Origin of the sequence: Desulfovibrio sp. MES5 (assembly GCF_002237645.1) — a bacterium.
Lineage (GTDB): Bacteria > Desulfobacterota > Desulfovibrionia > Desulfovibrionales > Desulfovibrionaceae > Desulfovibrio.
In genome coordinates, this window is record NZ_MJUZ01000006.1 from 51,726 (window position 1) to 66,471 (window position 14,746).

Below are 14,746 nucleotides of genomic sequence, written 5' to 3' on the forward strand. Positions count from 1 at the left end.
CTACTGGATGTCTTCGGGCTTTACCACAAGCCAGTTCTTGTCGGCCGTGACGGGCTGGCCCAGTTCCTTCTGCCGGGCGGCGGCCTTCTTCCACATGTCTTCCATTTTTTTCATGGCGCTGTCTTTGCGGTTGATCCATACACGGGCCCCGCCCTTTTCCACGTCCACGCCGTTCAGCAGCATGAAGCCGTCGGAAATGGGCGTATCGCCGCCCACAATGATGGGCTTTTTCCACTGGTCGATATACCCGAGGATGGTACCCATCTTGCCTTCATACCAGGTCATGGGATTCATGAGGTAGGAAGTCAGCAGAAGGTCGAGATTTTTCTTCTGGTCATACTTGCCCTTCTCAATCTGCAGGCGCGAAGTGGTCAGTTCGCCCGTGGCGGGGTTCTTGAGCAGCATGGTAACGCCAATGACGTTTTCGGGCTTTACGTTGTACCCGTACTTGGGGTCGCTGGCCACCATGCGCACCAGTTCTTCGCTGGCGGCGGTCATGACGTAGACATCAATGCCGTTTTCCATAAGCCTGGCGTACAGTTCCTGCATACCGGCAAAGGGCTTGGGCGGATTGATGCTGGTCTCCTTGACGGTGTCGCCGCTGTAGTATCTGGCCTTGAGAGGCTTGCCGTACTCCATCAGCCCGTCCACGTGGCCCTTGAGTTCCTTGAGGGTAAAGCCCGAGAAGACCTGCGCCACCCACGGGTAACAGATCAGATCGTCCACTTCGCAGAGGCGGTAGTAGTAGCTGATCAGGCCTTCCTTGAAATCCTTGGTGTCCTTGAAGGGGATGAGCCGCAGTTCTGGGGGCAGGGTGTCGCGCGTGAGCGCTCCCTTCATTTCCATATAAGCGAGCAAAGATTCTTCCAGATCGTAGCGATAGCTCGTGTTGTCCATGTCAAAAACAGCAAAATTACCCTGATTGGCATTCTGATCGATAATTACATCCAGTTGTTTTTTGACAGGATCAGGCCAGTGCTTCAACTCCGTCGCCGCGTTGGATGCCGAAGCCATCAAAAACACAACAAGCATTGAACATACGATGGACCCAAGGAACTTTTTTCGCATTACAGCCCTCCTTAAAGGTTTAACAATCTTTTTATGACGACGTGTATACAGTCGTCATAAACCACCAGCTACGTCATATTGTCATAGTGAAAACAAAAAAATGTTATATTCTTTCGAACATAACATTCCAGTAAAGGGGAAGGTCAATAGGTTTTTTAAATTTTGCTGTTCGTAAGTATGAAGTGTTTTAATATGCGACTGTATATTAAAACACAAAAACACTTATGCAGCATATAAAACAGGCACAGGCAGGAGCCGGTCGAACTCGGCAGGAATCAGACGTGAAAAAAACGGTTCCAGGCTACGGCCTGGACAACCGAAGTGATGGCTTGAAAAAAAACACGCGCGCTTTCTTCGGAGGGGTGCTCCGGCGGCTCGGGTTTGTGCCCTGCGTACCAGGGCAGCGTGCGCATCAGCGCGGCGAGCATATGGTCATAGGACGGCACAAGCACATCCTGCGGGCGGCTGCGGCTGGCGTCTTCTCCTTGTGCGCAGGAGGCGCCGAAAACCATGTACTGTCGGCAGGCCACAGGCCGCACGGGGTAAACAAGGCAGGCGCCGTCACAAAGGAAGGGACAGGGCGAGGCAATGTCGCGCTTTTGCCCCTCATAGCGCGACAGCCTGTGCGCCAGACCGGCAAGGACGGCTGGCGGCAGCCTGTGGCGGGCATACCTGTGCAGCGCCAGCACTTCCAGCGGCGTTACGGGGATGGGCTGCCAGCAGCATTGCGCACACCCTGCACGGCAGGCAGGCACGCGCCCGTCCCGGCCTGTGGCGACCTTCACGCCCAAATCCACCACGGCATAGGCGTCAAGCAGAAGGCCGAGGTCGGGGTAGCGGCGCTCAAGGGAAGGGTCTGCATACCTGAACGCTCGGGCCTCTGGGGGCCACGCTAAGGGCATAAGCCGCGCCCCCGGCGCGCGTGGTCACACATTGTCCGTGCCCTTTTCGCCGCGGGTGCGACGCGAGGCAGTTTTTTCATTGCCTTCCGCTTCACGGGGCGTGGCCTCTTGGCCCGAAGCGGCAGCGGCAGGGGTGAGCCCGGTAACAGCGGCAGGCGTGAACCCGCCAGCAGCGGCTGGCGTCGTGGAGGCAAGAAACATGTCTTCCTTGTTTTCGCCCTTGTGCTTGAGGCTTTCGCCCCGGCTGATAAAGTACACATGCTCGGCAATGTTGACGGAACGCCGCCAGATGCGCGTCAGCGAACGTGTCACCAAAATTATGTGCATGGCCTGATGCGGTTCAAGGCTGCTTTGCGGGTCAGAAAGCCCTTCCATAAGCCCTTGAATGATGCGGACTTCCGTTTGCACGGCTTCGTCATCGCCCCGGCTCATGATCAGCGCGCCCTGAGCGTCGTTCTCGCGAAAAACCCGCACCGCGTTTTCAAAAGCTTCGCGCGCGCTCACGTAAAGCTCGCGCACATGCGGTATCACGCTGAAGCCCGGCATATCCTGCATAAGAATGGCCTGCTCGGACATGCTCACGGCCTCGTCGCCAATGCGCTCCAGGTCCACCACCATACGCAGGGATGTGACAACAAAGCGCAGGTCGCTGGCCACAGGCTGCGACCGGGCCAGCAGCCGCAGGGCCATTTCATCTATCTCATTTTCCAGGGCGTCGATGGACGCGTCGCTTTCGATAACGGCAGCGGCCCTGCCCGGATCGTTGGCGGCAAGGGCCTTGCCCGCCTCTTCCAGCGCAATGCCCACACTGGCGCACATGACCAGAAGCCGGGTGCGCAGGGTCACAAGCAGTTGTTGCAGATAATTGGCCTGTTGCATGACAGCCTCCTGAAAATCGCGCTGTATGTTCTGGCCGGATCGCGGCCACATCTGTTTTGGTTTTGAATGCGAACAAAGGCCCCAGGGCCGAAAGACGATACTCTTGCCGCCGCCTAGCCGAAGCGTCCGGTGATATAGTCTTCGGTCTGTTTTTTGGCAGGCCGCGTAAACATTATATCTGTGGCATTATACTCAATGAGTTCACCCATATAGAAGAACGCCGTCGTGTCGGACACGCGTGCGGCCTGCTGCATGTTGTGCGTAACGATGATGATGGACAGGGACTCGCGCAGCTCACGGATGCTTTCTTCAATCTTTTGCGTGGCTATGGGGTCCAGGGCGCTTGCGGGTTCGTCCATAAGCAGCACTTCGGGCTCCACTGCCAGGGCGCGGGCAATGCACAAGCGCTGCTGCTGCCCACCGGAAAGACCTAAGGCCGGGGCTTGCAGGCGGTCTTTCACCTCGTCGAAAATGGCGGCCCTGCGCAGGGAAAGCTCAACTTTTTCTGCAATAAGGCTCTCGTCCCTGAGGCCGTTGACCCGCAGACCGTAGGCCACATTTTCGTAAATGGTCTTGGGAAAGGGATTGGGCTTCTGAAAAACCATGCCCACCCGGCAGCGCAGCGAAACCACATCCGTGTCCGGGCGATTCATGTCTTTGCCGTCCAGCAGGACTTCCCCTTCCACGCGCGCGCCGGGCACGAGGTCGTTCATACGGTTCAGACAACGCAGAAAGGTGGATTTGCCGCAGCCCGACGGGCCGATAAGGGCCGTCACCTTGCAGGGTTCAAAGGCCAGGGACACTTCGTGCAGGGCCTTGTGCTGCCCGTAATAGACACTGACGTTGCGTGTCAGCAGATGTTCCTTCATGACTGTGCTGCTCCGTGAACGGAAGTAAGAGTGAAAACAAGGGCCGTATTGCCGTCAGGGGCCGGGCTTTCCGCCCGGATGCTGCCGCCGTGCCTTTCAATGATATGCTTGCAGATGGCAAGGCCAAGGCCGGTGCTGGCCTGCCCCCTGTGCCGCTCGACCTGATAGAAGCGTTCAAATATGCGTTCAAGGTCCTGCTTGGGAATGCCTGGGCCATCGTCGGTAACGCGAAAGATGACGCTGTCGCCAGCCTGTCGCGCGCTCACGCGGATGCTGCCGCCCTCTGGCGCGTACCGGCCCGCGTTTTCCAGCAGATTGCGAAAGACCTGGGTCAGATGCGGCTGGCTGGCCATGACGCGGCAATCGGCCGGGATCTGTGGATCCACCTTGCAGCGCCTGCGCTCCAGCACTTCGCGGCACATGCCCGTGGCCTGCGCCAGAGCTTCGCGGGGATCGACCGGGGCAAGCTCAAGGCTGCCGCTCTTGCCTTCAAGCCGCGCCAGGGTGAGCAGGTCCTCCACCATGCGCGAAAGGTAGGCCCCGTTTTTGAGAATGATCTCGCCAAAGCGGCGGCATTCCGGCGGGCCGTCCAGACTGATGAGGGTTTCGGCATATCCCTGTATGGCCGTGAGCGGCGTGCGCAATTCGTGCGACACGTTGGCCACGAAGTCCCTGCGCACTCTTTCAAGCCGCATGAGTTCCGTAATGTCGTGGAACACGGCCACAGCGCCCAGCTGCCCGCCCTTTTCCGTGTCGGCGGATGCGGGCAGCGAAATGCACACCGACATGACCTGTCCCGAAGGCAGTTCAAGGTGCAGATAACGCTGCATACGGCCGCCGTCCGGGGTGAGCCCTTCATCGCTGCCGTCTTCGTCATCCTCAAGGCCATCAAGGTCTGGCGCGACCGAATCCTGCGTTGCCAGCCCGGCGTCATCGGCCCCGGCTGTCTGGGACTGGGGCGCGCCATCAACCGCAGACGCTACTGCTCCTTGGCCCGCTGGCCGTCCGTCCGCCACAAGTTCCGGGTAGTCCTGCGCCACGGAGGCGGCAAGGGCCAGCGCCCGCTGACGCGCATGGTTTTGGGCTTCCGCCTCTGCCATGAGGTCGTCGACGGCATTCTGCAAGGGCGGCGAAGGGATGACTTCAACCACTTGAGCGCCCAGGGCTGACGCGGCATCGGGAAATTCCCTGGCCAGCGCCCTGTTGCAACGGCGGATGCGTCCGCGCGGGCCAAGCACCAGCACCCCGTCGCTCATGGTATCGAGGATGCTTTCAAGCTGAGCTGTCTGCTCGGCCGCCGCACGGATGTGCTCTTCAATATTTTCGGCCATGCGGTTCACTGCGTCCGCAAGAGGCGCGAACTCGCGCCCCGGTATGCGGCGCAGACGGCGCTGAAAATTGCCAAGCGATATGGCCTCAACAACAGACACCATCTGACTTAACGAACGCCGCAGCGCGCCGGACAGCAGCCCGGCCAGCACCAGTGAAAGCGCCACCGTGATGATGCCTATGCGCGTGAAGACGGCAAGCTGGCTGTCGATAATCTGCCTGAGGCTGACCAGCGGTACGGAAACGCGCAAAATATCGCCGTTTTGCAGGGCCACAGCGGCATAGGCCAGGTCTGTGCCCAGGGTGCCGCTGGGCCGGATGGTAAAGCCTGCCCTTCCGGCCATGGCCTCACGCACTTCGGGTCTGTCGGCATGGTTGTCCAGACGGGTGACGGGCTGCGCCCCGGGCGCTGTATCGCCCAGCACGCTTCCCTTGCTGTTCAGCAAAGACAGGCGCTCTTCCGGCATGTCAAGAATGGCCGCCAGTTGAGAAAGCCCGGATGTATGGTCGCCAAGCCTGTCCAGTATGGCCCCGGCCAGCACAGTTTCGCGCACAAGACGTTCACGCGCGGATTCAAGCTGGGCCTTTTCAAACCAGGCCTTGCCGTAAAACACGGCCACAGCTATGGAAACCAGGGCCACAGCCAGCATGCCGTAAAAAATTCGGGTTCTGAATGAAAACATAGTTCCCTGCCAGTGCGGCCTTGCCGCCAGCTTTGCTATGAGCCCCACGGGCGCAGCCCGTGCGGAGCCTTTCTACTCCTTGATTCTGTAGCCGACGCCGCGTACGGTTTCCAACATGGCCGCAGCGCCGCCGAGCTTGGCGCGCAAACGGCGCACATGGGTGTCCACGGTGCGGGCATACCCTTCAAAAGAATAACCCCACACCTTGTTCAACAGCTGCTCGCGCGTACGCACGGCCCCCGCGTGGCGGAGCAGGTCTTCAAGCAGACGAAACTCCGTAGCGGTGAGCGGCATCTCTTCACCCAGCACTTCGGCCGTATGGGCTTCGGGCCGCAGGCGTATGCCGTGACGTTCAAGCACTGGGCTTTCACTGCTGCGCGTACCGCGCCGCAGCACCGCCCGGATGCGCAACATGAGTTCGCGCACGCTGAAGGGCTTGACCACGTAGTCATCCGCCCCAAGACTCAATCCCACGACCCTGTCCATTTCTTCGCCCCTGGCTGTCAGCATGAGAACCGGAATATTGGCGGTTTCAGACTGCGCACCCAGGCGGCGGCAGACCTCAAACCCGTCAAAACCCGGCAGCATGACGTCCAGCAGCATCAGGTCGGGCATATGTTGCCGGGCCAGCTTAAGACCTTCATTACCGTCGGCTGCCTCCAGCACGCTGAAGCCTTCACGCTCAAGATTGAAACGTAAAAGTTCACGGATGTCGGCTTCATCTTCAACTATCAGTATTTGTTGACTCATAATTCACACCTCTCTGACGCAGCCCGAGTACATCGCCTTTTTGCGCCATTGTGATGGTGGATTTGTTACAATTGCGTGACGGACTGTAAAACTAGAAAAACCATGCCCCACGCGGGTTTGAAAAGCAAATGCAGGCTTCACGCAGTCTTCTTTGTTCTGACATCATTCTGTAACAGAACAAGGCCAGAAAAGAGTCGCGGCGGGCGAAAACCGCCAACGTAACCCAATGTCACAGAGAATTAACAACAGGAGAAGACCTATGTCTTTCGACTTCAAGTCCCGCATGACCCGTTACAGCGGCAAGCTGCTTGCCGCCGCCCTTACCGTCCTTTGCCTGGGCGCTCCGGCCATGGCCGCCCAGCAGGTCGTCATCAACGGCTCCACCACGGTTTTGCCCGTGGTGCAAAAAGCCGGTGAAGCGTTCATGGCTTCCCACCCCGGCACGGAACTCAGCATTTCCGGCGGCGGCTCCGGCAACGGCCTCAAGGCCCTGCTCGAAAAGCAGTGCGATATTGCCATGAGCTCGCGCGACATCAAGGATAAGGAAGTGGAAACCGCCGCCAAAAACGGCGTGACCCCCCTGCGCACGCCCATCGCCATTGACGCCATCGTGCCTGTGGTCAACCCCGCCAACAAGGTGGCCGCGCTCACAGTTGAACAGCTGCGCGACATTTTCTCCGGCAAGATCACCAACTGGAAAGACCTTGGCGGCGAAGACGCCCAGATCGTGGCCGTTTCGCGCGACACTTCTTCCGGCACCTTCGAGTCCTGGGAAGAACTGGTCATGAACAAGGAGCGCGTCAGCCCCAAGGCCCTGATGCAGGCTTCCAACGGCGCTGTTGTGCAGACCGTGTCCAAGAACAAGAACGCCATCGGCTACGTGGGCCTCGGCTATGTGGACAAGTCCACCAAGCCCCTCAAGGTGAACAACGTGAACGCCAATGCTGAAACCGCCGTTTCCAAGCAGTGGCCCATTGCCCGCGAACTTTACATCTTCACCAACGGCGCTCCCAAGGGCGTGGTGAAAGAATTTGTGGAATACCTGCTCGCCCCCGACAAGGGCCAGAAGGACGTGCGTGAAGTGGGCTACGTGCCCCTGACCAAGTAAGGCCACTTCGTCGAAATGGTTGCCGGGCGGTGCAGAAACTCCGCCTTGCAGCCATTTCGAGGTGGCGACAAATTATCCCGGAATGACGGGAGACATCTGATGGACAAGGGCGCAGCACGCCCTGCAAGCAATTTTCGCATGGCGCGGAGCAAACGGAAACCACATTCCCCTTTGCCCCGGCATATGCGCCACAAGTGCCAAAGACGCGGCTGGCGCGTCAGGAGAAAGGCCCATGCGCTCCAGAGATCTGAAGGAAAAGCTGGTTCATTACATTCTTACCGGCATGGCGGCCAGCTCCCTGCTGGCCCTGGCCGGTATTGTCATATTTCTGTTTATGGAAGGCCTGCCGCTCTTTGCGCACTACTCGCCCATAGATTTTCTTTTTGGCAATCTGTGGTATCCCACAGAGGAACCAGGACTTTTCGGCATCTTTCCCCTGCTGGTCGCCTCACTGGCGGTGACGTTTTTTTCCTCGCTGCTGGCTGTGCCGCTTGGGGTTCTTACAGCCGTATACCTGACGGAAATCGCCCATCCTGGCGTTCGCCGCATCATCAAGCCCTTTGTGGAGCTTTTGGCCGCTCTGCCCTCGGTGGTGCTGGGCTTTCTGGGCATGGTGGTGCTGGCCCCCTTCTTACAGGACTACCTGGGTGCGGCCACGGGCCTGAACCTGCTGAACGCCTCCCTGGTGCTGGCCTTCATGAGCGTGCCCACCATCTGCTCCGTGTCCGAGGATGCCCTGTACAGCGTACCGCGCGACCTGCGCGAGGCGTCGCTGGCGCTGGGGGCTACCCGCTGGCAGACAACGGTTCGGGTGGTCATACCCGCCGCGCTCTCCGGCATCGGCACTGCCGTCATGCTGGGCATGTCGCGGGCCATCGGCGAAACAATGGTGGTTCTTATGGTGGCTGGCGGCGCGGCCATCATCCCCACATCCCTGCTGGACCCGGTGCGCCCCATGCCCGCGTCCATTGCCGCAGAAATGGCCGAGGCCCCCTTCAGAGGCGAGCATTACCACGCGCTCTTCGCCATCGGCATTGTGCTTTTTCTGCTTACGCTGGCCTTCAACATGTTCGCCGGGCATATTGCCGAAAAACATCGTCAGGCCGGAACTTCCAGCTTATAGGGAACAGGACGGAAAAACATGTCACAAGCACCATCTTCACAGCACGATTCACAGCCCGGCGCATCCGCCCGCGTGGCGCTGCCCTCCAGCGGCAGAGCCAGAGGGCGCGCGCAGAACGTCATGTTCTGCTTTTTGCGCGGCGTGGCTGGCTGCAACGTTTTGGCCCTGATGGGCGTATGCGGCTTCTTGCTCTACAACGGCCTGCCCGCGCTGAGCTGGGAGTTCGTCAGCCAGTCTCCCCGCAACATGATGACGGAGGGCGGCATACTGCCCTGCATCATCGGCACGGCCATTCTCTCGCTGGGCGCGCTGCTGCTGGCCTTTCCCCTGGGCGTGGCCTCGGCGGTGTATCTGCACGAATACGCCAAGCGCAACGCCTTTGCCCGCTACGTGCGCCTTGGGGTCAACAACCTTGCGGGCGTGCCTTCCGTGGTCTTCGGCCTTTTTGGCCTGTCCTTTTTTGTGACGTTCTGCGGCTTCGGGGTCAGCATACTCTCCGGCGTGCTGACCCTGGCCGTGCTGACTCTGCCCGTGATCATCGGCACTGCTGAAGAATCCCTGCGCAACGTGCCGGACACCTACCGCGAAGCCTCCCTGGCCCTTGGCGCTACCAAATGGCAGACCATCAGCCGCGTGGTGCTGCCCTGCGCGCTGCCCGGCATGCTCACCGGGGCCATCCTGGGCGTGGCCCGCGCGGCGGGCGAAACCGCAGCCATCATGTTTACCGCAGCGGTCTTTTATACGCCCAGAACCCCGGACTCCATTTTCAGTTCCGTCATGGCTCTGCCCTACCACATGTACGTGCTGGCCACAGCCGGAACCGAGATCGCCAAAACCCGGCCCCTGCAATACGGAACAGGCCTTGTACTCCTGCTGCTGGTTTTGAGCATGAACCTGCTGGCAATCCTGCTGCGCGACCATCTCCAGCGCAAACGCTAACCCGCCTGACGCACTACTTCCACGCCGCTTTTTTCACGTCTCTTTTACACTGCATCCGCCCTCACAGATCAATGACGGGCGGATGTTCTTTTGTGGGCCAGCATGACGCCATAGGGGTCAGGTTCATCCAGAGCGGTTAACGCATGAAACGAGTTGACCGCTTTGCAAAGAATTTCAGAAAAATCATTGCACAAAATGCGCGTAGGCAAACTTTTGCTTACCGTACGCCAGCATACCAGGCGTTCAATGTTCTCAAGGACAAGCAGCGCCTCACCGCAGCGCTCGGCCCCTGAGCAGTCATCATTGACGCGCACGCTGAGTGAGTTCCGAAAACTCATGATGCAGCGGCAATTGCTCCCTCAACCTTTGCTGAAGTGGATACGAAGCCAAAAAGTATGAAAACCATCATCGTATTTCCATATACCCAGTTTAAAAAAAATTCAGATATGGATTTTAACAGATCGCCGGCAAACATACCCACAAGGGAGTATCAGATGGCACAGTCTCCCCAATTTGATGTTTTGCAGCATAAATCAACACAACATTCATTCAATGTGGACTTGCATGTCCACTCGCGGCACTCCACAAATCCGTCTCAATGGGCTCTACAGAAAATAGGTTGCAGCGAGAGCTATACGCTTCCCTCAAAAATATATGACATCGCCAAGTCCAGAGGAATGGACTATGTGACGATTACTGACCATGATACAATTGCAGGGGCGCTGGAAATAGCCCATTTGCCGCAAGTATTCATCAGCGAAGAAGTTTCTGCATATTTTCCTGATGACCGCTGCGAAATCCACGTGCTTGCCTGGAATATAACGGAAAAACAGCACGAAGACATACAGCGACTCAGAAGCAATATTTACGACCTTGTTCCCTACCTCATCCAGCAGGATATTCCACATGCCTGCGCCCACCCTTTGTGCCCTGCCAACGACAAACTGACCATACAGCACGTTGAAAAGCTTATTCTGCTGTTCTCCGTGTTTGAACTGAACGGAGCGCGCAATGATGTGCAGAATGAAACTTTACGCTCTATAGTGGCCGCGCTTACCCCAGAAATGACCTCACGATTTGAGGAAGAATACAATTTTGCATCTCTGCTCGCGCAGCCCTGGAACAAGCATTTCATGGCTGGCTCGGACGACCACTCCTCATGCAATATAGCCAGAAGTTTTACACGCATTACCCCCGTTGGCGGCACTGACGAGGGCAACACGCTTCCGGCTCCTGCGCATCTTTTGCAGGCCGTGATGCAGGGTAATACCAGCGTAAATACTGTTCCGGCCACGCCGCTCTGCTTTGCCCACAATCTGTATGCCATCGGGTACCAGTTTTATAAAAATTCCACCGACTTGGCTCAGGACATGCACTACAGCAGCGCACTACGCTTTGCGGAAAACATGCTGACAGGCGCGCCGGAACTCAAGCCCCTGTCAGTCAAAACACGGATGCTGACGTTAGCCGGGGTTCTGCTCCGCTTCGGACGGGGAAAAAGGACTGTTGAAAAAAGCATGCAGGCAAATCTGCTTGAAGCTGCGGAGCAGGTGATCGCGCAGTTCCCGCAACTGCAGTTTGCCGCAAGTGAAACCAATACAATTCAGGCGCTCAAGGATTTGCCGCAACGCGAAGAAATGCTGACCCATTTCATCTCGGAAGTAACAGAAAAGGTGCAGCACGTTTGCGTGGATGCGGTGCTTGAAGATATTCTTAAAGGCAACTTTTTCAATGTGTTCAAACTGATCGGCTCCATAGGGTCACTCTACGCCCTGCTTGCTCCATACGGCATTGGCTACAGTCTGTTTTCCAAAGACAGAAAATTCGCTGAAAGCTGCTTGCAGCACTATGGAATTCAAAACTGCATGCGCCCCCAGATGGCCGAGGAAACAGCCATTGCATATTTTACCGACACATACTGCGAGGTGAACGGGGTCGCAAAATCCTTACAGATCACACTCTCCCTTGCCGCAGCGCACAACAAAAAACTGGACATGCTAACGTGCATGCCCCAGGGCTCCAACGCCTTTCTGAACGATCCCAAACTTGCCCCAATAAATTTCCCCCCGACAGGCAGTTTTTCCATGCCTGAATACCCGGAACTCTCGCTGCACCATCCGCCAGCCCTAAAAATCATCCAGCACTGCTTTACCCGTGGCTACACGCTGTTACACTCTGTAACCCCCGGCCCAATGGGGCTTATAGCCCTGCTGGCGGCAAAGATGCTGAACCTGCCCATCCACGCAACCTACCACACGTCCTTTCCGCAATACGTATACAGACTGACGGATGACTCCTCGCTGGAAGAAACGGCTTGGCGCTATATATTCTGGTACTATAACCAGATGGACGCCGTTTTTGCCCCATCAGAAGCGACCCGGCAGGATCTCATAGCGCGCGGACTGCAACCGCAAAAAATTCACGTATACCCGCGGGGTATTGATGCCTCAGTTTTTACCCCTTCGTGGCAACGGGGTGATCTCTCAAAAGAGCAGCAGATCAAATTTCTTTATGTCGGCAGATTATCCAAGGAAAAAAGCCTCCACCTGTTGATGGAAGCCTTCCGACGTGTTTATCCGCAAGTACCCAATGCGGTGCTGACTCTGGTTGGGGATGGGCCACAGTTTGGGGAATTGCAAAAAATGGCCAAGGATCTGCCAGTGAAATTTACAGGCTACCTTGAAGGGGAATCGCTTATTCGGGCATATGAAAAGGCGGATATTTTTGTTTTTCCCTCTGCCACAGACACATACAGCAGGGTCGTGCTGGAAGCTCAGGCCGCCGGACTTGCCACCATAGTGAGCGGAGTCGGCGGGCCCAAGGAAAACATCATTCCTGGCAAGAGCGGGCTGGTGGTCGAGCAGGAAAATGCGGAGGCCTATGCCGCAGCAATGCTCTCGCTGGCCTGCCACCCGGAACGCATGCAGGCCATGAAGCGTGCCGCCCGGTCCTGGGCGGAGTCTCGCCCCCTGCGAAGCGCCTTTATGGCTCAATGGCAATTATTTGAAAAATTGAAAGCACAGTCGCAGGCGGCATAGTGCCCGTCCAGGCCATCGCGTGCACGGCATTCATTTTCGCCAAATGAAATGGTCACGCGCAGCGGCATTATACCCTGCGTCACACTTACTGGCCGTTGACATTTGCAGCAGGCGTTCTTTTTCACCAGCAAAGCGCTGCAACATGCCTTGCCATTGTAAAAACAGAAATTCAAAACAACGTATGGAAAACAGGCACTTCCCACAGGCACGCAGCCTGACCGCCACTGTGAACTGCGGCCTTGCGGCATACCAGCCCTGAAAGCCAACACATCGCAAAACAGCCTTGCTGCAGAAGACACAAAAAAAGGGAGGCCGAAGCCTCCCTTTGAAGTCGTAATCCTTGCCTTTCGGCTAAACGCGTAGCTTAGAAGCTGTACGCGAAGACCACCTGGGCCTTCCACATATCCTGCTTGCTGAAGCTGCCGTTGTTGCCGCCGTTGGCCTTCTTCCAGGTGCTGTTATCCATGCAGTTGATAACGTAGTCCAGTTCAAGATTCATTTCGAGGTTTTCGTAAATCTTGTAGCTGTTCACCAGGTTGAATTCCACCATACCGTCGTTGGTGGTCAGGTAAGGACCGGTGTTGTTGCCCCAGCCGTCGGCCCAGGAGTGCGCGTTGTCCATGTACTTGACCATACCGGTGCTGTTGGTGCCGCCCCAGTAAGCCACACGGAAGGTGTGCGACAGGTCTTCGATGAAGCTGACGTCGCGGATCTGCGCGCCGATGCCCCAGGTGCCGTCATAGGTCAGGGAGTAGTCCTGACGGATCCAGCCCATGTTGCCGTCACCAATGAAGGAGGTGAAGTTGCCGGAAGCAGCAACGGAAGGCATGCGCTGCGAACCGTTCTTCGGGTTGCCGTCGTCGCCGGAAGCATACCAGCCGAAGATGCCGGGCACGCCCCAGTCAAGCTTGTATTCCACCAGGGCCTTGGCAAGCCAGCCCTGACGCTCGGTGCTGGCGCGCTTGCTGCTGCCGTCGCTCTTGAGAGCATCAAAGCGGCCCATGCCCTGCATGTAACCGTAGTTGATGTCCAGTTCGATGTTCAGCGGATCCCACAGGGTGATGGCAACAGGCAGGCCAGCCCAGAAAGCGGTGCCGTAGTCGTTGCTGGTCTTGCCAATGTTGCCATTGGTCGCGCCAATGCCGGGGTAAGGACGCAGGGAGTAGGGCAGGTTACCATCGCTGGTGCCCACGCTGTCATAAGCGCTGGTCTTGGGGTCCCACTGGCGGTTCAGCGCGTTCTTGCCCACCATGCCGTACATGGCCCAGGGGGTCAGCTTCACGCCGTCAAAGGTCAGGGGCACCATCAGGCTGAACAGATCCATGTTGTCCAGATAGTTGTTCTGCGTGCTCTTCTGGTTGTCAACATAGTTGTCGTTCAGGGGACGGGCCCACAGAGCGGTCAGGCCAACGTTGTCGTTGAACTTGTAGTTGACGGTGATGCCAGCCACGTCGGTATCCATAACAGCGGAGCCACCGGCCACGTTGGGCAGGGCCACGCCCTGGATGCCCATGCGCACCTTGGCGTCGGTCTGCGGCACGGCCCAGTCAATGTAGGCGCGCTTCAGCTTGATGGCGTTGTTGGCGTCAGCGCCAAGAGCGCCACCGGAAGAGCTTTTGCCCCACTGGGTGGTGCCGATTTCGAAGTACACGGTACCAGACAGGGATTCGGAAGCAACGGCATCCAACTGCAGACGCAGGCGCTGGGCGGCCTGGAAGTCGTCGTCAGTGTTGCCCTTGGTCTTCACGCCGTTGTCACGATAAGTGTCCATGGGGCTCGCGTTGCCTACGCCGAAGCCCATGAGCCACTGGCCCTTAGCCTTAAAATCAATGGCGCTGGCGCCAGTGGCCGCGCCAAACAGCAGGCCGGCAGCCAAAAGAAGTGTACAAATGCGTTTCATAAGCCCTTCCTCTCTTTAAAATCGTCCCACAGGTAACATTAACAACCTACGTTTAGGTTGAAAACTCTTTTACACGGATTTATATATATACGCAAGGTTTTTCGTAAAAATTTTTTAACCAAAATTGCCATCACATGCCAGCGCTTCGTCATGAGCCT

The 14,746-nt window shown here is 57.5% G+C and carries 12 protein-coding genes; 4 read left to right on the top strand and 8 right to left on the bottom strand.

The annotated features are described in order from the left end of the window. The 6 genes from BCS36_RS02025 to BCS36_RS02050 form a co-directional block, all read right to left on the bottom strand. Positions 1-1,068: a hypothetical protein gene (locus BCS36_RS02025; RefSeq protein WP_291301262.1), complete on the bottom strand. Its 1,068-nt coding sequence runs from the start codon at positions 1,066-1,068 to the stop codon at positions 1-3. Between the two features lie 275 nt (positions 1,069-1,343). Beyond that, positions 1,344-1,970, bottom strand: coding sequence for a YkgJ family cysteine cluster protein (locus tag BCS36_RS02030; RefSeq protein WP_291301263.1), 627 nt, complete (start codon positions 1,968-1,970; stop codon positions 1,344-1,346). Between the two features lie 24 nt (positions 1,971-1,994). Next, positions 1,995-2,849: a phosphate signaling complex protein PhoU gene (phoU, locus tag BCS36_RS02035; RefSeq protein WP_291301264.1), complete on the bottom strand. Its 855-nt coding sequence runs from the start codon at positions 2,847-2,849 to the stop codon at positions 1,995-1,997. Positions 2,850-2,962: 113 nt separating this feature from the next. Further along, positions 2,963-3,718, bottom strand: a complete 756-nt coding sequence (gene pstB, locus BCS36_RS02040) for a phosphate ABC transporter ATP-binding protein PstB (protein WP_291301265.1) — start codon at positions 3,716-3,718, stop codon at positions 2,963-2,965. Continuing rightward, positions 3,715-5,730: an ATP-binding protein gene (locus tag BCS36_RS02045; protein WP_291301266.1), complete on the bottom strand. Its 2,016-nt coding sequence runs from the start codon at positions 5,728-5,730 to the stop codon at positions 3,715-3,717. The genes pstB and BCS36_RS02045 overlap by 4 nt, the downstream gene beginning before the upstream one ends. A 72-nt stretch (positions 5,731-5,802) precedes the next feature. After that, on the bottom strand, positions 5,803-6,483 hold the full coding sequence (locus BCS36_RS02050) for a response regulator (RefSeq protein ID WP_291301286.1): 681 nt from the start codon (positions 6,481-6,483) through the stop codon (positions 5,803-5,805). Positions 6,484-6,739: 256 nt separating this feature from the next. On the opposite strand from BCS36_RS02050, the gene BCS36_RS02055 reads away from it, so the two are divergent. The 3 genes from BCS36_RS02055 (at position 6,740) to pstA (ending at position 9,650) form a co-directional block, all read left to right on the top strand. Beyond that, positions 6,740-7,588: a PstS family phosphate ABC transporter substrate-binding protein gene (locus BCS36_RS02055; RefSeq protein ID WP_291301267.1), complete on the top strand. Its 849-nt coding sequence runs from the start codon at positions 6,740-6,742 to the stop codon at positions 7,586-7,588. A gap of 232 nt (positions 7,589-7,820) precedes the next feature. After that, the gene (gene pstC / locus BCS36_RS02060; protein WP_291301268.1) at positions 7,821-8,711 is read left to right on the top strand and encodes a phosphate ABC transporter permease subunit PstC; all 891 of its coding nucleotides are present in this window, start codon (positions 7,821-7,823) and stop codon (positions 8,709-8,711) included. Positions 8,712-8,831: 120 nt separating this feature from the next. Continuing rightward, on the top strand, positions 8,832-9,650 hold the full coding sequence (gene pstA / locus BCS36_RS02065; RefSeq protein WP_291301287.1) for a phosphate ABC transporter permease PstA: 819 nt from the start codon (positions 8,832-8,834) through the stop codon (positions 9,648-9,650). A gap of 68 nt (positions 9,651-9,718) precedes the next feature. Here pstA and BCS36_RS02070 read toward each other — a convergent pair whose 3' ends face one another. Then, complete coding sequence (locus tag BCS36_RS02070) at positions 9,719-9,988, bottom strand: hypothetical protein (protein WP_291301269.1); 270 nt, start codon at positions 9,986-9,988, stop codon at positions 9,719-9,721. A gap of 339 nt (positions 9,989-10,327) precedes the next feature. On the opposite strand from BCS36_RS02070, the gene BCS36_RS02075 reads away from it, so the two are divergent. Then, positions 10,328-12,688, top strand: coding sequence for a glycosyltransferase (locus BCS36_RS02075; RefSeq protein WP_291301270.1), 2,361 nt, complete (start codon positions 10,328-10,330; stop codon positions 12,686-12,688). A 364-nt stretch (positions 12,689-13,052) separates the two neighbouring features. Here the strand turns inward: BCS36_RS02075 and BCS36_RS02080 are convergent, their stop codons facing one another. Further along, entirely contained in the window at positions 13,053-14,588 is a 1,536-nt protein-coding gene (locus tag BCS36_RS02080) for an outer membrane homotrimeric porin (protein ID WP_291301271.1), read from the bottom strand. Between the last annotated feature and the right edge of the window lie 158 nt (positions 14,589-14,746).